Source organism: Spirosoma migulaei, from assembly GCF_054776855.1.
The window spans coordinates 556,504-576,878 of the sequence record NZ_BAAHBG010000022.1 but is presented as its reverse complement, the minus strand read 5'-3'; the positions used below and the strand labels follow the sequence as shown (position 1 = coordinate 576,878).

General features: G+C 49.0%; 14 protein-coding genes. 5 read left to right on the top strand and 9 right to left on the bottom strand.

Features of this window, described 5'->3' with window-relative positions:
* Positions 1-32: 32 nt before the first annotated feature.
* Positions 33-2,765, top strand: a complete 2,733-nt coding sequence (treY, locus tag ACYVGO_RS23660) for a malto-oligosyltrehalose synthase (protein WP_460971383.1) — start codon at positions 33-35, stop codon at positions 2,763-2,765.
* 533 nt (positions 2,766-3,298) lie between these two features.
* On the opposite strand, the gene ACYVGO_RS23655 is transcribed toward treY, so the two are convergent.
* From ACYVGO_RS23655 to ACYVGO_RS23640, 4 genes are all read right to left on the bottom strand, one after another.
* Entirely contained in the window at positions 3,299-4,792 is a 1,494-nt protein-coding gene (locus tag ACYVGO_RS23655; RefSeq protein WP_460971382.1) for a cellulose synthase family protein, read from the bottom strand.
* A 254-nt stretch (positions 4,793-5,046) separates the two neighbouring features.
* Complete coding sequence (locus ACYVGO_RS23650; protein WP_142771666.1) at positions 5,047-5,523, bottom strand: low affinity iron permease family protein; 477 nt, start codon at positions 5,521-5,523, stop codon at positions 5,047-5,049.
* Positions 5,524-5,562: 39 nt separating this feature from the next.
* Positions 5,563-6,438 (bottom strand): hypothetical protein, encoded by an 876-nt coding sequence (locus ACYVGO_RS23645; protein WP_142771667.1) that lies wholly within the window; start codon positions 6,436-6,438, stop codon positions 5,563-5,565.
* 66 nt (positions 6,439-6,504) lie between these two features.
* On the bottom strand, positions 6,505-8,331 hold the full coding sequence (locus ACYVGO_RS23640) for a glycoside hydrolase family 2 protein (RefSeq protein WP_142771668.1): 1,827 nt from the start codon (positions 8,329-8,331) through the stop codon (positions 6,505-6,507).
* A gap of 128 nt (positions 8,332-8,459) precedes the next feature.
* Here ACYVGO_RS23640 and ACYVGO_RS23635 point away from each other — a divergent pair, with 128 nt between their 5' ends.
* Entirely contained in the window at positions 8,460-9,746 is a 1,287-nt protein-coding gene (locus ACYVGO_RS23635) for a sensor histidine kinase (RefSeq protein WP_460971381.1), read from the top strand.
* Between the two features lie 102 nt (positions 9,747-9,848).
* Complete coding sequence (locus ACYVGO_RS23630) at positions 9,849-10,331, top strand: response regulator (RefSeq protein ID WP_142771670.1); 483 nt, start codon at positions 9,849-9,851, stop codon at positions 10,329-10,331.
* Between the two features lie 94 nt (positions 10,332-10,425).
* Here the strand turns inward: ACYVGO_RS23630 and ACYVGO_RS23625 are convergent, their stop codons facing one another.
* A complete protein-coding gene (locus ACYVGO_RS23625) occupies positions 10,426-11,223 on the bottom strand; it encodes a ferritin-like domain-containing protein (RefSeq protein ID WP_142771671.1) in 798 nt (265 codons plus the stop codon).
* Positions 11,224-11,238: 15 nt separating this feature from the next.
* Positions 11,239-11,964: a ferritin-like domain-containing protein gene (locus ACYVGO_RS23620; protein WP_142771672.1), complete on the bottom strand. Its 726-nt coding sequence runs from the start codon at positions 11,962-11,964 to the stop codon at positions 11,239-11,241.
* 189 nt (positions 11,965-12,153) lie between these two features.
* Here ACYVGO_RS23620 and ACYVGO_RS23615 point away from each other — a divergent pair, with 189 nt between their 5' ends.
* A complete protein-coding gene (locus ACYVGO_RS23615) occupies positions 12,154-13,269 on the top strand; it encodes an alpha/beta hydrolase (RefSeq protein WP_142771673.1) in 1,116 nt (371 codons plus the stop codon).
* A gap of 255 nt (positions 13,270-13,524) precedes the next feature.
* Here the strand turns inward: ACYVGO_RS23615 and ACYVGO_RS23610 are convergent, their stop codons facing one another.
* The 3 genes from ACYVGO_RS23610 to ACYVGO_RS23600 form a co-directional block, all read right to left on the bottom strand.
* Positions 13,525-14,457 carry an NADP-dependent oxidoreductase gene (locus ACYVGO_RS23610; RefSeq protein ID WP_460971380.1) on the bottom strand — a complete coding sequence of 311 codons (933 nt, stop codon included), beginning with the start codon at positions 14,455-14,457 and terminating at the stop codon, positions 13,525-13,527.
* Between the two features lie 91 nt (positions 14,458-14,548).
* Positions 14,549-15,022: a Dps family protein gene (locus ACYVGO_RS23605; RefSeq protein WP_142771675.1), complete on the bottom strand. Its 474-nt coding sequence runs from the start codon at positions 15,020-15,022 to the stop codon at positions 14,549-14,551.
* A gap of 74 nt (positions 15,023-15,096) precedes the next feature.
* The gene (locus tag ACYVGO_RS23600) at positions 15,097-17,388 is read right to left on the bottom strand and encodes a GH92 family glycosyl hydrolase (protein ID WP_460971379.1); all 2,292 of its coding nucleotides are present in this window, start codon (positions 17,386-17,388) and stop codon (positions 15,097-15,099) included.
* Positions 17,389-17,928: 540 nt separating this feature from the next.
* On the opposite strand from ACYVGO_RS23600, the gene ACYVGO_RS23595 reads away from it, so the two are divergent.
* Positions 17,929-20,352, top strand: coding sequence for a sialate O-acetylesterase (locus ACYVGO_RS23595; RefSeq protein ID WP_460971378.1), 2,424 nt, complete (start codon positions 17,929-17,931; stop codon positions 20,350-20,352).
* Positions 20,353-20,375: the final 23 nt, after the last annotated feature.

The following is a 20,375-nucleotide window of genomic DNA, read 5'->3' as shown; positions in this document are numbered from 1 at the left end:
GCCTGAATCAATTAGTATCTATGCTCAAGGTCATGAACAATCCCATATCAACCTACCGAATCCAATTTCACAAAAACTTTACCTTTCCTGATTTCGAGCGATTGATTCCGTATCTGGATAAGCTGGGCGTGAAAACCATTTATGCGTCGCCTATTTTCGAGGCCGTACCCGGTAGCCTACATGGCTATGATGCGGTGAATCTGCACCGAATCAATCCTGAAATCGGTACCGAAGCCCAGTTGACAGCCATTAGTCGGCAGTTGACAGAACGGGGAATCAGCTGGCTACAGGATATTGTGCCAAATCACATGGCGTTCCATCCCAATAATGCCTGGCTGATGGATGTGCTGGAAAAAGGACAACGTTCGTTTTTCGCATCTTTTTTCGATATTGACTGGACGAATCCACAGCAGAAAGGGCGACTGATGGTGCCGTTTCTGGGCGCTTCGCTGGAGGAAGTTATTGAAAAAGGAGAACTGGCCGTAGCCTATCAGAATCAACGCTTTGTTCTAACGAATCAGGACGCGGCTTACCCCCTGCACCTACGTTCGTATTCGACTATTCTACAGGCTGGTACTGGAAAAACGAACAAGTTGTTTCAGCCAATACTAGAGCTAGTGCAGGAGCTTGATTCGATTGCCGATACGAAAACCTACGCTGTCGGTTGTGCTGAATTACAGGAGAAACTCGCCAGTATACTTACTGAATCGAGAGATCAAAACTATCTGGAAAGCTGCCTGGAAGCGGTAAATACAAGTCCAGGGCTGCTTCAGCGTCTTGCCGATGAGCAGGCCTATCGCTTGTGCTATTATGGGGAAACCGATCAGCAGATTAATTACCGGCGCTTTTTTACGGTCAATGCCCTGATCTGCCTGAACGTACAGGACCCGGTCGTTTTTGAACAAGTTCATCAGTACACGAAACAGTTGCTGGAATTAGGGGTGTTTCAGGGATTGCGTGTCGACCATATCGACGGGCTGTATGACCCGGATACCTACTTGGATCGACTTCGGAAACTGGCTGGTGAGGATACCTATATTGTTGTTGAAAAAATTCTGGAACAGGGCGAAGAACTACCTCAGTATTGGCCTATTCAGGGGGCAACGGGTTACCAATACCTGGCGCTGCTCAATAACCTGCTGACCCAAACCCGCAGCCAGCAAACGTTCACCCAGTTTTATCGGGAACTGCTTGGTGAGAAGAAAAATGTTCACTGGGAATTGCGCGATAAGAAAGCAACTATTCTCTACGAGCACATGCGGGGTGAGCTGGACAATCTGTATCGGTTCTTTCTGGATCTGAACCTGATCGATAGAAACCAGCCCGAAACAATACCGCCCGATACCCTAAAAACGGCCATTGGTGAGTTTCTGATTCAGTGTCCCGTTTACCGCTATTACGGAAATCATCTGCCGTTGGGCGAATCGGAAGCCGAAGCTGTAGAAAACCTGCTCGATAAAATCAATACGAGTAAGCCAGCACTGACGGCGGCCATTGGCTTGCTGAAGGAGGTTCTGTTAATAAAACCTCAGTTGGGTGATCAGGCTTACAACGACCGGGCCTCCCGCTTCTACCAGCGTTGCATGCAGTTTACCGGCCCGCTCATGGCTAAAGGTGTGGAAGATACGCTCATGTACACCTACAACCGCTTTATTGGACACGATGAAGTGGGTGATTCGCCCGAGTTCTTTGGTCTGACGGTAGACGAATTTCACCAGAAAATGATCGATCGGCAGATGAATTGGCCACTGGCGCTCAACGCGACGTCGACGCACGATACGAAGCGGGGCGAAGACGTGCGCAGCCGCTTGAATGTGCTAACCGATCTGGCCGAGGAATGGGTTGAGGAGGTGAAGGTATGGCAACAGCTCAATCAGGCAGGGGAGGCCCCCGACCGAAATGATGAGTACTTCATTTATCAGACGCTGGTTGGCGCTTACCCCATGCCCGGCCAGCAAGAGACAGATTTCTCTGACCGCCTGGCGGAGTATCTGGAGAAAGCCCTGCGTGAGGCCAAGCGCTACACTACGCATGCTAATCCCAATGAAGCCTACGAAGAAGCCGCCAAAGCGTTTGCCCGTACGTTATTGAATCAAAAACGCCCGTTCTGGAAACGCTTTCAGTCCTTTCACCAGCGCATTACCGATTTCGGGATTATCAACTCCCTGGCGCAGGTCGTGTTGAAATGTACCTGTCCGGGCCTTCCGGACGTATACCAGGGGAGCGAACTATGGGACCTTAGTTTAGTGGACCCCGATAACCGTCGGCCAGTGGATTACGACCAGCGGCAACAATGGCTGGATGAGTTGGTGGCTACGGATTCCAATGATTTGTGGTCTGAATTATGGACGAATCGCTACGATGCCCGGATCAAACTTTGGTTGTTATATACGCTGTTAACTGAACGAAGTCAGCAGCCCGAACTCTTCGAGAAGGGGCACTATATTCCCCTGGCGATTGAAGGCGCTTACAGCCAGCATGTACTGGCCTTTGCCCGGCAGTATCAACAGCGTTGGTGTGTTGTAGCAGTTCCGTTAGGGCTGGCTTCGCTATGCCAGCATCAACAGACCGACATCGTTTCCCTCGACTGGAAAGACACCCGACTGATTTTACCTGACAATGCCCCTGCCGATTGGAGCCACCAATTGATCGATGCCCAAGGAAAGGCTGAAAAGAGTATGGCTATACGTGATCTTTTCTCTTTTTTACCACTGGCGGTAGTGCGGTTAGGGCAATCTGTAACGAGTGAAGTTGCCGTAGGTTAATGTATAGAGCAGATCTTGAGCGCGGTCTAAGAAACTGGTGAATTAGTTTTTGCTTAACCTGAAAACAATCCCCTTATTGATTTGCATTAAATAACCGCCTAAATAAAACTTGTCTTTTTGGGCTTTTAAAACCCCCAACCCCCTGAAGGGGGCTAAGTTCACTAGGGAGAAAAGCCCCCTTCAGGGGGTTGGGGGTTTTTGAAGACTAGCAAAACGGCGGTTAATTTCTTCAAGCCAGTTAGGGGATTTTGCTCATGCTTAGGAAAAGCCCCTTTTAGGGCAGGGCCGTTAATTCCTATCGTCTTTACCCCCCAACCTCCTGAAGGGGGCGTACTCCGAAGTGGATTTTCTCCCCCTTTAGGAGGTTGGGGGGTAAAATAAGCCAATAAAAGAGGCTGATTAAGTAAAGAAAATTCAGAACTTAACGGCCCTGCCCTTCAGGTGATTTAGGGGTTTAGATAATTTCACGAATTTCGCCGAACGCCGGATTAGTCAGGTCAAATTCTATCTCTGTAATCTGTGTGTTCATCATCTTAACCTGCCTGAACAAGCGAGCGTCCGCGGCCCGAATGGATCAGGGAATAAATGAACACCATTCCGAAGCCAACCATGAGCATGATATGGAGAAAAAACATGCGGTAATCTTCGATGTAAAATGCCAGAATTAGTCCGCCCAGGAAATAGAGCGATAGAAAGCCCTCCACCAGCGTCAACCAACTGAACTGCCGGTTTACGTACACATTGGCGCTCCAGCCGTCCGTAGCCGCTTTAACATTGAATTTCGGTGTTCGGATAAAGGGCGTCTTTCGTCCGATATATCCCTCAATTACGGCAATCGTGTTATGCAGCGAAAGACCCATCATAAGCGACGAATACATCGGGAAATACCAGATCAGTTTAGCCTTGGTCTCCGGTTTCAGAAACCAGATAGGAATTCCGTAGAACGTAATGAGAATCAGTAAATTAGCCTGGAATAAATTAATGACTCTGAACACCCATTCCCATTCCGGGTGTTGGCTCCGAATGTAAATCAGAGGAACACTCATGACGCCCAGAATCAGTACCAAAATGAACGTAGCGCTGCTGAAGAGGTGGAAAAACGCGTGGAGCTTCACGGTCAACGACAACCCCGGTGTTCGGAGTACATTGACAAACAATTTACGGGCGCACTCAGCCGCTCCTTTCATCCAGCGGTATTGCTGTGATTTCAGGGCATTCATCGCGATCGGCAATTCGGCAGGTGAACAGACGTCTTCCCGATATACAAATTTCCAGCCTTTGAGTTGGGCCCGATAGCTCAGGTCCAGATCCTCCGTCAGCGTATCGCTTTGCCAGCCTCCCGCATCGGTAATTGCCTGTTTCCGCCAGACGCCCCCCGTGCCATTAAAATTAGCCAGAAAACCAGCGGCATACCGGCCGCTTTGCTCAATCGTGAAGTGCGCATTAAGGCCAAACGCCTGTAGTTGGGTCATCAACGAAAAATCCTCATTAAGGTGCCCCCACCGGGTTTGTACGATGGCTACTTTGGGGTCGGTAAAGTGAGGAATGGTCTTTAACAGGAAGTCGGGGTCAGGCACGAAGTCGGCGTCGAAAATGGCGATGAATTCGCCTTTTGCCAGCGTCATTCCGTACGCGAGTGCCCCCGCTTTGAACCCCTTTCGGTCGACCCGGCGAATATGCTCAATGTCGAAGCCAAGTTGCTTATAAGTAGCTACTTTACCCGCGATCAACTCAACGGTTTCATCCGACGAGTCATCCAGAAGTTGAATGTCGAGTTTGTCGGTTGGGTAGTTCAGTTGCACAACGGCGTCGATGAGTCGTTCCACTACATACAATTCATTATAGACGGGTAATTGCACGGTTACGCGCGGTAACGCATCGGGTAAGATGATTGCGGTTGACAAAGCGGCCTGTTTTCGTTTTCGCGTCGATGCCAGGTAAATAAGAATAAGGCTCAACTGCCCACAGTTGTAAATAAACAGCAGCATCAATGCCAGTCCATATAACAGCAGGACCAGAATTTCCATATGGATAAAGTATAAAGTGTCAAAACGTTGTGCCCTACACAGCTGGGCCTATAAGGGTGGTAACTGCTTGAGTAAGCAAAGAGTTAAGAACAAAGCGATAGGGTTACTAAAGGAACCGGCAATTTTTATCAATAAACTAACTCTATTCGCATAGAAAGGCTTTCCAACCGAATTAAGGTTACGGCCTGTATAGCCATAAGCTGGTTTTAACGTGGTATTGTGAGGAAACGGCTAGCCGAACTAGTGTAGGTACGTTACTTCTTCGTTGTTTTTTCCAGCTTTTCCTCTGTATTATCAATGGCTTCTTCTACGGAGTGCGATTTCCGTAGATCGGTCTTTTGTTTGGTTAACTCAGCCATCGTACAATAGTGTTTGTAAAGGATATCCAGTTCCTCTTCACTCAGGTTTTCGCTGGCAACCAGCCGGTTGCTGGCCCCTTTGGTGGCTGCAATTAGCTCGTTCAACTTAAGCTGAACCGAAAGAGATTCTTTATTCTGGGCTTTCTGAATAACAAACACCATCAGAAACGTGATAATTGTTGTGCCTGTGTTGATAACGAGTTGCCAATTCTCCGAATAGCCAAAAACAGGCCCAAGCAGCGCCCAGATAATGACCGAAGCCATCGCCAGAATAAAGGCGGCAGAACTACCGGTTGCTTTGGCAACGGCGGAGGAAAACCGTTCGAAATAGCTTTTGCTGGCATGCTCTTCATGTGTTTCTGTAGTTTTCATACGTTGTTTTGTTTATCAGGTGAATAAGGGATTAGTTTATTAATTGAGATTGAGGCCAACCGTTACGCCTAGCCAGGGTTTGTGCTGATATACCCACAGAGATCGGTTGCTATCCAGTAAATAATCGTAGCCGACGGCTAACCCAAGCGTAACGGCCCGATAGCCAAAAATTGCCGCCAGACCATAATTCAGACAGGCTCCCTCATAGTCATCCTGTACCATATTAGCGGTTGAAAAAGGGCCTACTGCACTTGCCGAAAGACCGAACAGACCACCTGCTCCAATACTAAATGACCGAATGTCTGATCGCTGCTGATGGTGGTAAAAAACGTTCCGCTGGAAACCCTGATCGTAGCGTAGGCCCACATAAACGGCCGCATTGGCATTGGTAGTCAGTTGAGGAACAAGCCCCGGCTGTGCCAGTCTGTATTTAAAGGGAATTGTCAATAGGTCCGTATCGAAGGAAGTAAAGTGATACCGAAACCAGGGACTTGTTTGGTTGACTGGTAATTGTTTGGGCTTAGGATTGACAAAAAATACATAAGCCGAGTCCGATACGTCAATGGTAGCCGGATTGTGATCATCAATTGGTAAGGAGGCTTTCAGGAATTCGACAAATAGGGTATCATTTTGCAGGTAAAGCGCAGCTCTGGAAGATTTGAATAGCCGTTTGCTTTGGTTACTACCCCGCTTGGGAGAAAAGTAAAGGTCCTGCCCTTTATTGACCCGAAAGGTCTGATCCAACTCCTGAATACTCCGTCGACTATGGTAAATAGATGTGCAACTACACGAAATCAACCCCAATGCCCAGTAAATAGGAAACCTCTGCTGGCTCAACAGCTTGCCAAACAGGCGTTTGCCTGCACCAATGAATGGGTAGCATACGAAACATTGATTCGGTAAGCGGGGATCCATTACCTTTATCTTAACAGGTTAATTTAAGTAGTCTCACACGCTCGTAAGCCAGACTGAACTCGCGGGCTAGCTAGCCCGCGAGTTCAATAAGCCTGCCGGAACCGTCAGTTCGCCCGTCTGTGGGTCGATCAGTCCGTTTCGTTCATCCTCAATGTTGGTGGCCTGGGTGTATATATCCCCGGCAATGGTATACTGGCGTAATTCCTGTTTAAAGAGCCGGATGCGTTCGGCGCGGCCTTCGGATTCCTCAGGCCCGCCATAATTGGCAAAGCCGAAACCACCCCATTCGCTAACGACTAAGGGTACCTGCCGACGGTAGAAAAACGGATCGCCAACGACCAATGGAAACGCAGCTACATGCTCCAGGTCTCCGGCAGTCAATTGGCCGAGCAGTTCCTTCCAGCGGTTTAAGTCCGGCGTGTAGAGGTGAGCTGTTAACAGGTCTGATTTCAGCCGGCCTTCCCACGAAATATGCTGCCAGCCGTCATTATCGACAACCAGGTATTGCGGATACGCGATCTGCATGTAATGGTACATATCCATAATGTACTGGCGCGTCTCCGGATTGGTGGCAATATCCTGCGCTCCCCAGTCTTCGTTATACAGGCTCCAGATCACAACGGAAGGGTGCGTACTAATCAATGACACCATTCGCAGAAGTTCGGCGCGGTGGTTCTGGCGGCTCTTGGCTGTTGAGCTATGCGGACTGGGAACCTCTACCCAGAGCATAAGCCCCAGTTTATCGGCCAGGTTGTAAATTCGGGGATCGACACCGGCAATGTGAACGCGTACCAGATTGCAGCCCAGTTCTTTCATGGCCAGCATGTGTCGCTGCATCTCCTCGTACGTAGCCGTGCCCGGCTGATACAGAATGCCGTCGAGGTAAACAGGCGAATTATTCAGATAGATATATCGTCCCCGCGCTTCGATTTTGCGCAGACCGAACCGCGTTTCAATCTGGGCGGCATAGCCTTCGGCGTCAATGAGCTGGGCAATGAGTTTGTAGCGTGTCGGTGATTCGGGCGACCATAAACCCGCCCCTGGTAGTTCAAGTACGACCCGTTGTTGCTTTTGTCCGGCATCCAGTTGCAATGGAAAATCGGAGGTGGCAATGGGCTCAGTCTGCTGGAGATCGTAGGCCTGTAGTCGCAGGATATAGTGGCCGGGATCATGAATGCGGGTTGTTACACTAAAGCGCACCAGTTGATCTTCCACCACGCTGACCACACCCACGCGGGAGCGAAGTCGGTTCCGTTCCACGGTTTCGAGCCAAACGCTGCGAACGGCCCCTGTATAGGTCTGATACCAGATGCCCCCCCGTTTATACACATGCGATTCCTGCTTACCCCTTGGAATTTCGGCGTCCATGGTATCGGCAATTCGTACTGTAAGCCGGTTTTGCGGGCGTAAATAGTCTTCCGGTAATTCATAGGAGAACGACGTATACTCACCCAGGTGAATCTCCTCATCTTCAATTGTGTGGAGCGGATGGCCATTAAGCCATACCCGGGTTTCGTAGCCGCAGGCACCAAAGGTGAGCTGGATCATAGAACGAGCGTGCGGTTCACTGCGATGAGGCAGCGTAAATTCCCGTTCGTACCACGCAACTACCTTATCCTGCCATCCGGCAGAAGAACCTTGACCTTTGGCCTGCGCCATATGGGATTCAATGGAGCCCGGCCAATGGGCTGTTCCATCAAAGGAATGACCAACGTACCAGCGCTGAAGTAATCCTTTATCGTCAGGATCGATCGTAAACCGCCATTCTCCGTCTAGCAGCAAATACGTATTTGGGCGCAGAACGGCCCGGGGGAGTTCGTTAATGGGTTCTGCCAGGGGAGCTTTTTCCGGCCTGCTGGCCGAGAAACTAGTGTTGGGCTGTTTTGATTCCATAGGTTCAGGATGAAAGATAGAAAACATCTTATAGGTGCCTTCTGTTTGATCTGGGCCACTGACTCGTTTTTTAAAGCGGTTCTGGTACCTCGTTAGTTAAAAAGTTAGTGCACTCCATCCCCCTGTTTATGACACCCTCTTCTGATTCTCCGCAGCCTCTGGTCGAACTTGTTTCCTACCTGTTTACCCGACGAGAAGCCATTTTAAACAATTGGCGGCAAGCTTGTGAGCAGGATGAGGTATTGAATAGAATTTCATCATTAAGTCGAGAGGAGTTCAATAACTTATTACCCGTTATTTTAAACATCCTTGAACAGCGTTTGCTGAATAAGCCTCAGGAAGCCGATCCAGGCACAACGGCTACCTCGCACGGGTTACATCGTTGGCAAAAGGCTTATGCGTTACCAGAGACGCTGCGGGAGTTAAATCTCTTGACCCAGATACTCTTCGCTGAAATACAGTCCTTTCAAGAGATTTTTCCAAAAACCGATACCCGGTTGCTTCTACAGGCCCAGCAAACAATGGTTCAGCTCATGACTGAAACCATTGAAGGAAGTGTGCAGAAGTATGACGAGTTTCAGCGACTGGAAGCCGCTAACCGATTCTCAACGCTGCAACAGGCACTCGATCAGATTCAGTCCTTATCCCGCCAGCGGGGCGATTTACTGCGAACATCCTCCCATGATCTCAAAAGTAGTTTTGGTATCATCAATAGTGCCGCTTCTGTTTTGAGAATGGAGGGGCTAAGTGATCAGGAGCGAGAGCAGTTTATGGATATGTTGAATCGCAACCTTACCCATGTGCAGTCGATGCTGGGCAGTCTTATGGATCTCTCACGACTTGAAGCTGGTGAAGAATCGCTGCATATTCAGTCGTTCGATGCCGCTAAACTGCTTAAGGAATTAGTAACAGGCGTACAGCCCATGGCCGCAGAGCGGGGATTGGTCCTTCGGGCCGATGGACCCGATTCATTGCCGGTGGAAAGCGACCCGGTTAAAATTCAACGGATTGTACAAAATCTATTACTCAATGCAATCCAGTATACACCAACTGGATTTATATCCGTTTCCTGGTCAAATGAAGTCGACATGCACTGGATGTTCAGTATTCAGGATTCCGGGCCCGGTTTACAAAGTAGTCTGACCAGCTTATTGGCTAAGCAACTCAGACCTACTATAGATTCTACAAGTAGTATGGGCCCTGGCGAGTCGCAACCAGTTCCCGTTTTACCATCGTCTGATCATGAAATAACCGAAGAGGCACTCCTGCAAGAACAAACAAATGGGCTAATACACGGAGAAGGAGTTGGGTTACAAATTGTTAAGCGATTGTGCGAGTTATTGAAGGCTAACCTCGATATCGAAACCCGCGCTGACCGGGGAACCTTGTTCCGTATTCGGCTGCCTAGTCATTAGGCTAGCCAGGTCCGAATGAAAACTAGATTAAACTCAGAACATTCTACTTAATAAATAGATTATTAGACTAGATAGATAAGATAGCTTTATACCCATTTTTCAATGAAGGTTAACGATACTCACTCGATCATTAAAGCCAATTTCAGGCTTGCTAAAGTGCTTATTGTCGAAGACAATGAGGATCACTGGTTATTGATCAAGCAGGCTATGCAGCAGGTTCTGCCCGAGGTAACCCCCGTCCGGGTAGCTACTCCAGGACTGGCTCTAACTTTACTGAATGAATGGCAGTATCAGGAGTGGGAGGTTCCAAAACTGATACTGTTAGATCTCTACCTGCCTGAAAGTGAAGATGGATGGGCACTACTTGAGCAAATTAAACGGATGCCTTCTCCACTTGATCAGGTTCGCATTGTGATGCTCAGCTCGTCGGAAGTGCCAGTCGACATTCTGAAAGCGTATCAACTGGGTATTTCCTCTTATACCGTAAAGCCTACTAATTTTCCTGATTGGCTTACGTTTTTTCAGGAGCTGCGTGCTTACTGGTGGGAAACCGTCAGTTTACCTCCTACGCATTATTCGTTTTAACAGCTTACTACTGATAAGCAACCAGGCAGAATTAACCCGGGTTAATTCTGCCTGGTTGCTTAATATACCATACTCAGTTCAGTTACCTAACTGCTTAGGCCAGAAAAGGCTTAACAATCTCTAAAACCTGCTCTTTGGTTAGTGGCTCATCAAATGCTTCGGTTATACCTTCAATGGGGACCACACCATTCAGGATTCCCTGTAGATTGATATTCTTTTGCGTCACATTACCCTCGCCCATGTACACGCCAGCAGCCGCTGGTGGTAAACCCGATGGGCTGGACTGGGATATCCATCCTTTTTGACCCCGCAGGAATCGGACCCGTGCCGCATGGGTGGCTTCTGTGGCATGAATCTGTAGCGCTGTTTCCAGAATAGGCTTTGCATTCATCAGGTTAGGTGCCTGCCCTTTGTACGCCCGAACCCCCGTATCTTCGAAGGCCTGGGATACCGCGGCAAATGTCTGGAAATTTGTAAACGTATCCGGGAAGTTCCCCTTGGCCGAGAAATCGAACTTTGGTTCTGCAATAGCTTTTGAACCAAGAACCGTTTTTAGCAAATTAACATGGATTTGCTCGTGGCGTCGGATTAGCTCAAAGGCAGGCTTATACTGAGATGGAATCATGGTCAGGTTATTCCCAATATCATAAAACCGATACTCCAGGTATTCCAGTGTAAGTGCAAAGTTGAGCACATCCACTACATTGTCGGGTAAGGCGCTTGATTGCCCATACGCAGAGGTCAGTGCTGAGGCTAAAATAGAGGGAGCTGCTACAGCTACTGTTTTTTTGGTCAGGCTACTAAACAGGCCTCGACGGGATACGTGCTCTAAGCGGTCGAAAAATTCGTTGTCAACCTGTTCGAGTTCGGCGAAAATAGATTGTAAATTCATAATTGTTGAGCAGGTTTAGGCAACGGTAGTTGGAAGGTTTCGGGCATCGATGGTTTCACGGATGTATTTCTGGGCCATCGGTAGTACTTCCGAAGGTTCCTTTTTGATGAACAGGCCGTCAATAACAATATTATCGCCCGAGAAAGCGGTTTGATTCATGTACTGCATTTCACGGATGATGGATACGTGCCGCGCTTCGACCGATACGATTTTTCCTGCTACAGCCAGGTTTTCGGGGTCTGTCAGGTACTTGCCTCCGCCATTGTAAGCGGCAGTTCCGATTTCGGCAAACATGCGGGCTGCTTCCAGCACATCGGTGCGTTGCCGGAAGTAGATACTGCTAAAATCGAGCGTGAGATCGGGAATGCCGGCACCTGCCAACGCCGTCCGATAGAAAGCGCGGTGCGTTACTTCGTGGTTGCGCAGATCCTGAAATAACTGCATCTCCATAGCAGTCATTCCCTCGTAAGGATTTGCCAATACGAGTTCGTAAAAGCGAGCTTCAATCTGCTCCAAAACGAAGGCGTAGTTCAGAATGCCGAGATCACCACCGGGCAGGGTAATAACATCGCCGGGTGCTGCTGCCCGGGCACCATCCGGACGAACCTGAAGATCGGCTGTGGAGCAGGCGGTAAGAAGCCCACCCGTTACGGCTGCGGCTCCAACAGTTCGCAAAAAAGAGCGCCGTTGGGTATTAACTACCGGGGGCGTCGGCTGCGTGAAATTGGTACTATTTTCCATTGAGTAAATGAATAAATGTTGATACTATGGGCAATACTAGTCTGGAAGCTAACTAGTTTGACAGAGTGAGGTAACGGGCGTACCGCGCTTTATACTAGCTTCCTGATCACCCAGACCATTCCCTCATTTTCTCTGTGAAGCCGCTCCACTACCTTCATTATGGCAGTTTGTGTGAAAAAATCAACGTTCATGAATCAATTTTGCACAAACCGATTTATTCGTAGAAACGGACTTAGACTGTCTGCTGCTGTACTCATTACGCTTGGCCTAGTGGCCTGCCAGGATCACCGCATTCCATTAGCGGGCCAGGGTATACAACCAACGGGCCCCAAGCCGACCTGGGGACCAACCATTACGCCCCAGATGCAGGCCGTTATTGAAGAACTGGGTCGACTCAGTCCTATTCCCCTCAATACGCTTACGCCCCAACAGGCGCGGCAACAACCTTCGTTTAAGGATGCGGTTAATTCGCTGCTGGATAAAAACAAGATTCCACGCCCAACTGCCAACGTTACGGTTAGTCAACGGACAATTCCTGGGGCTGGGGGGGTACCGATTCGGATAGTGGTCTATACGCCCAATAACGTGGCCGGACCAATGCCGGTCATCGTGTATTACCACGGTGGTGGCTGGGTGATTGCCAGTCCGGAAGTATACGAATATTCGACACTGGCATTAGCCGAAGAAACGGGCGCAGTTGTGGTATCGGTCGATTATCGACTGGCTCCGGAAAACAAGTTTCCGACCGCCCACGAAGACGCCTTTGCGGCTTATAAATGGGTCACTCAGAATGCCGCCAGCCTGAATGGTAATCCCGCGAAGATAGCCGTTGCGGGCGAAAGTGCAGGCGGAAATATGGCCATTACGGTGAGCATGATGGCCCGCGATCAGAGTATTGCGTTGCCAGTACATATTCTGTCGGTTTATCCGGTGGCCAATAACTTTCTGGATACGCCTTCCTATAACATTTATGCCGATGCCAAACCGTTGAACCGGCCTTTGGTGAAATATTTCACGGATAATTATTTTAACTCGCCTGCCGATGGAGATAGTCCGCTGATTTCGTTACTTGATGTGGCCAATCTAAATGGACTGCCGCCAACCACCATTATTGCAGCCGAGATTGATCCCTTACAGAGCGAAGGAGAGGAGTTAAGTAAGAAGTTACAGGCGTCGGGTGTAAACGTAACGTATCGGCTGTTTAACGGAGCCACGCACGAGTTTTTTGGTATGTACGCTATTGTCCCCCAGGCCCAGCAGGCGCAGGATCTAGCCGCCACTCAGCTCCGAAACGCGTTTAAGTAAGAGTTACCTATATAGTAACAAAGTTTTGGTATGACCCCTTCAGGGTCAAATATTTATAGCAAAATCATTGTTACTATAAACATTTGACCCTGAAGGGGTCACACCAAAACGCTGCTAAGAACGATAATCTATAGGTACTCTTGGCCTGTATCCTTACAGAACATTTTCACAAAGGCAGACCATAGGCGGCCTGTGAGGACACAGACCGAGGATATGGCCTTAGCGGCAACTCAGCTCAAAAACGTGTTTAAACAATCAAAACGTTAATACAATTTTTCCCGTTGTCCGGCGGCTTTCCAACTGCTGGTGAGCACTGGCGATCTGATCGGCGGGGAGCACTTCACTGACCGTGATTTTTAATTTACCGTCGGCAATGAACTGGTTGATCGTTTCCAGATCGCTGCCGCTGGTGTGTACCTGCGTTCGCTCGGCCGTAATATCAGGCCGGATAGCCAGTACCTTATCCATCGCGCCATAGGCAATCGAGATCAGATGACCATTGGGTTTGAGAACTTTAGCCGATTTGAAAACTGTGTCGACACCCGCCGTATCGAATACGAGATCGACATTCTGTACGGCTTTCTCGACATCGGTTGTAGTATAGTCGATAAACTCATCGACGCCCAGCGACCGTACGAAGGCTTCGTTTTTGCCCGATGCGGTACCGATCACATACGCGCCGATCGCTTTTGCCAGTTGAACGGCCAGGTGACCAACCCCGCCGGATGCCGCCTGAATCAGTAACCTATCGCCCGCCTTCAGGTGTCCGTGTTCGGTGAGTGACTGCCAGGCTGTTAAGACGGCTAAAGGTGCGGCTGCCGCTTCTTCGAACGATAATTCTGCGGGTTTATGGGCCAGATGGGCTGCAGGGGCGGCTACATACTCGGCGTAGGCATTGCCCGGTTGGGGGAAATTGACCATGCCATAGACGGCATCGCCCGGTTTGAAGGCGGTTACGTTGCTACCTGCTTCAACCACCTCGCCCGCCATATCCCAACCCAGAATGATTGGCGGGGTATAGTTCTGAGAATAAGGCGTTGTGCCTGCGCGCGTTTTAAAATCGGCAGGATTTACGCCAAACGCCCTGACTTTCACTAGTACGTCATCGGGCGTGATAGTTGGTATGGGTACTTCCTGAATGGCGAAGTTTTCGGCGCCACCCCAGTTACTTAAAACAATGGCTTTCATGGGTTTTGAGATGAGTGATAGATAATGTAAAATGGATAATGCACAATGGTTTGCTAGCCTCATTATGCATTATCCATTTTACATTATTCATTTAGTTTAAGTGGGCCCGAAGCATCCAGGCAATTTTTTCGTGCTTTTCCATGAGGCCGGTGATGTAATCGCTAGTTCCGGCATCCTTGTGGGCATCGGCAAATTCGTCAATATTCCCACGAATAAACTCAATGATGCTTTCGTGGTCGCTCAATAGTTTTTTAATCAAGCTCCGGCTATCATTTCCATCTTCGTCCTGTTCGGTAAGATGGGTTAGTTGCAGGAAGTTTTTCAGCGTAGCGGGTGCGTAGTGGCCTAACTGACGAATACGCTCGGCAACATCATCTACAATCTCAGCCGACTGCTTATATAATTCTTCGAAGTAGAGGTGTACTGAATGAAAGTCCATCCCCTCCAGATTCCAGTGCGCATTCAGGGTCTTTGTGTAAAGGACAAATTCGTCGGCCAGCAGCTTGGCTAGTTGATGGGCAACAACTTCCCGATTTTCGGCTGAAATCCCAATGCTTGTTTTCATGTGTAGTAGTTTTTAAGTGAGTGAAAGGTATGTATAATGGCCATAGAACACACTAAGCGGGGAATTTCATTCCCTCACTTAGCCGTTGTAGCTGAAAATGAATACGGAAAATCGTTTGGCTGAATACCCCGTTGCCGGTTCGGAGTCGTAGACATATCGAAATCTAAAACAGCCCCCTGTTGTAACCCCTGATGGCTCAGCCAGTTTTTGGTATACGGCTTTCCATTCAAACGCATTGTGTTAATATACCGGTGCTGAGCGCTATTGTTTGGTGCGTTGATAACCACCTGTTTGCCGTTTTCCAGTTTGGCCGTTATCTTTTTGAATAAGGGTGCGCCAAGAACGTACTGATCGGTGCCTGGACAAACGGGGTAAAAACCCATTGCGCTGAAGACGTACCAGGCCGATGTCTGGCCATTGTCTTCGTCGCCACAATAACCATCAGCCGTTGGTAGATACAATCGGTTCATCACTTCCCGGAGCCAGTATTGGGCTTTCCAGGGTTCTCCGGCGTAGTTGTACAGATAAATCATGTGTTGGATAGGCTGGTTCCCGTGGGCATATTGGCCCATGTTGGCAATCTGCATCTCCCGAATTTCGTGAATGACGCTCCCGTAATAACTCTCATCGTACACGGGCGGGATCATAAAGACGGAATCTAACTTTGTAACGAACTGTTGTCGGCCACCCATCAGGTTGATCAGACCCTGCACATCGTGGAAAACCGACCAGGTATAATGCCAGCTGTTGCCTTCTGTAAACGCATCGCCCCATTTGAACGGATTAAACGGCGACTGGAACGACCCATCTTTATTCTTGCCCCGCATCAATCCCGTCTGCCTGTCGAACAGATTTCGGTAATTCTGGCTCCGTTTCGCAAATCGATCGATTTCGGCTTGCGGTCGTTTAAGCGCCTTGGCGAGTTGATAAATCGTAAAATCATCGTAGGCATATTCCAGCGTCCGGGCCGCATTTTCGTTGATTTTTACATCGTAAGGCACATACCCCAGTGTATTGTAATAATCAACTCCCCGGCGCCCAACTGCATCCAGCGGCCCTTCTTTCTCCGAATTTTTTAATACGGCTTCATACAATGTGTTGATATCGTAGCCACGACCGCCTTTCAGATAGGCATCGGCAATGATAGACGCCGAATTGGAACCGACCATCGTGTTACGCAGACCCGGACTTGCCCATTCGGGTAACCAGCCCCCTTCCTTATACGCATTGGCTAAGCCTTCCTGAATCTGTACATTCAGCGATGGGTACATCAGGTTCAGGAAGGGGAATAAGGAGCGGAAGGTATCCCAGAAACCGGTGTCGGTGAACATGTATCCTGGCATCACCTGGCCGTTGTACGGGCTATAATGCACCACTTTTTGGGCAGCATCCAACTCGTAAAACTTCCGGGGGAACAGCAGTGAGCGATACAGACAGGAGTAAAACGTTTGCGTTTGGGCCACCGTGCCACCGTCTACCTGAATCCGACCAAGTTCTTTGTTCCAGGCCTGTTTTGCTTTCTGCCTGACGGTCTCGAACGAATCATTGCCCAGTTCCTTCAGGTTCAGTTCCGCCTGCTCAACGCTGATAAACGACGAGGCTACCCGAGCCTGAACCTGTTCGCCTTTGGTTGTTTTGAAACCTACTACCGCTCCGGCGTGCGTCGATTTAATTTCCAGAGAATCTATGGTAATCGTTTTCTCGTGCCAGACTTGCGAACTAGCGAACGGTTTATCAAAATAGATGACGAAGTAGTTTTTAAAATTGGTTGGTACGCCACCGCTGTTGCGGGTGGTATAGCCACTGATTTTCCGCTCCTTCGGGCTGATTTTTACGTACGACTCGTTGTCGAAGGCATCCAGGACCACATACGAATGATCCGTTTTCGGGAACGTAAACCGAAAACTGGCAGCCCGTTCGGTTGGGGCTAGTTCGGTTGTGATGTCATGGTCGGCCAGATAGACGCTGTAGTAATAAGGCGTCGCCACTTCTGATTTGTGCGAGTACCAACTAGCGCGTTCGGTTTCGTCAATGCGTAGCTTCCCGGTTATAGGCATGACTGAAAACTGACCGTAGTCGTTCATCCAGGGCGATGGCTGGTGCGTTTGTTTGAACCCCCGAATTTTGTCGGCTGCATAGGTGTAGGCCCAGCCATCGCCCATTTTGCCCGTTTGCGGCATCCAGAAATTCATTCCCCAGGGCAGTGCGATGGCTGGATAGGTATTTCCGTTGGAAAGACTCGGCTTTGAATCCGTTCCAATTAACGGATTGACCATACTGACCCAGTCGGTACCAGGCGCTGACGGTTGTGCATATACGATGGCAGGTAAAGCGGCCAAAATAAGTATGTAGAGGTAGTTCTTCATAGAAGTAACATCAATGAGGGTAGTTAGTTACCAGGCGAATCACCTACGGATTGGCTTGGTAAATAGGGGAGAGCGACTGTGTTATGCGTATTACTAATTCTGGACAAATTTAGTCGGAATACACTCGCTGATGCAAACGCTCAGCTACAGAGATTCCCTATAATTAGCTGTAATAGGATCTACCGGTAACTTCATTATTTAAAAGTGTATATAGTGTTGATTATGTATAAATTAAGTATATCTATATTAAATTTTGTAAAATAAAAATTGTGTAAACGGTAGTTTTGCTGTAGTTTTGATAGCACCTCAAGGAAAAATCCACACTTTTTACACCCTATCAGACAGCTCTTTACGTGCCATTGGCGCTTTTTTTACAAGCATCACAACTAATGCCTGATAGTTACGCATGATTTTTGCTTCAAATAAGGATATATTAATTCTATTTTGACTACTTGAAATTTAATAAATGCTAATAACGTGTACAAAATGGATGTGAGGGGGAATTTAGCAGTATGTATAGCGCTAATAGCTAGTCTAGTCATGCCCTGTGAATCAGAGGCTCAAATCAAAATTACCTTTCCCGTTAGTCGGCTGGTACTACAGCGCAACAACAGCAATCAGGCAACTGTGCAGATTGCTGGCAGTTATAGCCAGTCGCTGGATGTTGTGGAAGCCCGCGTAGTTGCCCGCGTTACAGGACAGGGTACCACAACCGATTGGGCAACTTTGCAGACAAACCCAACCAATGGCCAATTCAATGGGACACTCGCTGTAAAAGGTGGATGGTACAAGGTACTGGTGCGAGGGAAAAGCGGAGGGGTCGTAGTAACATCAGATTCAGTAGATCGGTTTGGGGTAGGAGAGGTATTTGCTATTATGGGGCATTCCAATGCGCAGGGATCAGGTTGTACGGTAAACGGCGTTAACCAATGCCCCTCTATTAATGGAGCCAGCGATGATCGGGTCAATGTAGTAGCCCTTGATCAAAATGGGAGTGCCTTTCAGCAATACCTGAATACCGGCGATACGCAATACCTCCCTGGTTTGGCGTTGAGCCAATTGCAGATTAACAGTGGCTTCTCGCCGTTTGCGAGTATACCCTGGCTATGGGGCCATATGGGCGATGCCCTTGTCCAGCGAATTAATGTGCCGGTTATGTTGTACAATGCTGGCTTCGGTGGAACGAATATGCAGCAGAACTACTGGGCATCCTATAACATACCGTTCCAGCATTCCTTTGTTCGCTACGACCTTCGCATGCCTTACGCTAATTTTCGTAACCTCATGAACCTGTATGTACCCACAACCGGGCTACGGGCTGTATTGATTCAGCATGGCGAAAATGATCGGGACAATCCAACCGATTCGACGGCAAAATATTATACCAAAGTCATTGATAAGCTGCGAACGGAGTTCAACAAACCCAATCTGGCCTGCATTATTGCCTTGTCTTCGTTCGTGGGTGCCCGCTTCGATAATGTTCGGGCGGCCCAACTCAGGGTCATCGGTACGTCTGGCTATTCGGCGTTTCAGGGGCCCGATCTGGACAATATCAACACCCAGGCCGACCGTCCCGATGGTATTCATTTCTCCCCCTCGGGTCAGACTAAAGCGGGTGATTTCTGGGCTACTGCCATTACAGACTCGTACCTATCGACGATATCTCCCTATGTCGCTGAGCCACAACCGCTGGCCAGTATTGCCTGCGCAACGGCTAATCAACTTCAGCTCACCCAGCCAGGCGGTTATCAATATACCTGGAACACAGGTAGTACCAGCAATAGTCTGACGGTTGGCGCTGGCGTTTATCTGGCCCGACTAAAGAATGGTCAAAACAAGGTGTATTTCCCGCCTGCCGTAGTTGTGCCCACAAACGTTCAGCCTACACCGCCAACCGTAACTTCCGATAATGGAACCCAGACTATTTGCAAAACTACCGGCCTGAAACTCAGCTCGTCGTATGCCGGGCCGAATCGCTGGAGTACCGGTGCCACATCGACGTCGATTGTGGTTACAACACCCGGCTCCTACAGTGTTCAAGCGCAAAATGCGGTGTATGGTTGTTTGTCTACTGCTGTTTCACAAACGATTAGTCTGGCTCCTGCGGATCTTACGTTAGCTATTCGAACCTCTAAACATACTGTGGCGCTTAACGATACGGTTAGTTTCTGGTTCACCGTGCAGAATAAAGGAGGCTGCGATTTAGGCGCTATATCGATTCAAAGTCGCCTTCCACCTAACCTCTCGTTCATATCATCTGCCGATAATTTGAGTGCCGCTAATAATGTAGTCAGTGGCAGTGTTAGCGCTATACCTTCCGGTCTAACGATGAGTCGACGGTATGTGGCCCGCCTAACGGCTCCAGGGACTTATATTGCCGCTGCTGAGTTAACGGCTTCTGCAAATCCAGTATTGGGCGGCATTCTGAACAACGGAACGGCCAATGGGGAGCAGGACGAAGCCCAGGTTGACTTACGAACAACCGTATCGTCAACTAATGTATACGTATCACCGAATCCTAATCAGGGACCTTTGCCGCCCGTTCAGTCGAATCAGCCCACACCCGACCCCAACAAAGCGGACCTGAGCTTACAGATGCAGACCAGTAGCCAGTCCGTAAAGATCGGGCAACCCATCAGTATTACACTGACGGTAAAAAACCAGGGGGGCCTTGCGGCAACCAATGTTGTCCTGAACAATTTACTTCCTGCGGGCCTGCAGTTTGTTAGCTCTGCTTCGGGTATGACGCTAACGGGATCAACGGTTAGAGGTACCATTAGTCAGATAGACGCTGGTCAGTCGGTTACGATAACGTTTGTTCTTCAGGCAACCAGTACGGGTACATTCACGAACCGGGCTCAAGTCATGACCCTCGATCAGTCCGATGCCGATTCGGTACCGGGAAATGGGTACACCAATGGTGAAGATGATCAGGCAAGCACTTACCTCCGAACAACTGAGTAATGCTGCTAGGAAATATTCGTTAC

Coding starts and splice junctions, on each gene's coding strand:
- treY (WP_460971383.1), top strand. CDS start 33: ATGAACAATCCCATATCAACCTACCGAATCCAATTTCACAAAAACTTT.
- ACYVGO_RS23655 (WP_460971382.1), bottom strand. CDS start 4,792: ATGGAAATTCTGGTCCTGCTGTTATATGGACTGGCATTGATGCTGCTG.
- ACYVGO_RS23650 (WP_142771666.1), bottom strand. CDS start 5,523: ATGAAAACTACAGAAACACATGAAGAGCATGCCAGCAAAAGCTATTTC.
- ACYVGO_RS23645 (WP_142771667.1), bottom strand. CDS start 6,438: ATGGATCCCCGCTTACCGAATCAATGTTTCGTATGCTACCCATTCATT.
- ACYVGO_RS23640 (WP_142771668.1), bottom strand. CDS start 8,331: ATGGAATCAAAACAGCCCAACACTAGTTTCTCGGCCAGCAGGCCGGAA.
- ACYVGO_RS23635 (WP_460971381.1), top strand. CDS start 8,460: ATGACACCCTCTTCTGATTCTCCGCAGCCTCTGGTCGAACTTGTTTCC.
- ACYVGO_RS23630 (WP_142771670.1), top strand. CDS start 9,849: ATGAAGGTTAACGATACTCACTCGATCATTAAAGCCAATTTCAGGCTT.
- ACYVGO_RS23625 (WP_142771671.1), bottom strand. CDS start 11,223: ATGAATTTACAATCTATTTTCGCCGAACTCGAACAGGTTGACAACGAA.
- ACYVGO_RS23620 (WP_142771672.1), bottom strand. CDS start 11,964: ATGGAAAATAGTACCAATTTCACGCAGCCGACGCCCCCGGTAGTTAAT.
- ACYVGO_RS23615 (WP_142771673.1), top strand. CDS start 12,154: ATGAATCAATTTTGCACAAACCGATTTATTCGTAGAAACGGACTTAGA.
- ACYVGO_RS23610 (WP_460971380.1), bottom strand. CDS start 14,457: ATGAAAGCCATTGTTTTAAGTAACTGGGGTGGCGCCGAAAACTTCGCC.
- ACYVGO_RS23605 (WP_142771675.1), bottom strand. CDS start 15,022: ATGAAAACAAGCATTGGGATTTCAGCCGAAAATCGGGAAGTTGTTGCC.
- ACYVGO_RS23600 (WP_460971379.1), bottom strand. CDS start 17,388: ATGAAGAACTACCTCTACATACTTATTTTGGCCGCTTTACCTGCCATC.
- ACYVGO_RS23595 (WP_460971378.1), top strand. CDS start 17,929: ATGCCCTGTGAATCAGAGGCTCAAATCAAAATTACCTTTCCCGTTAGT.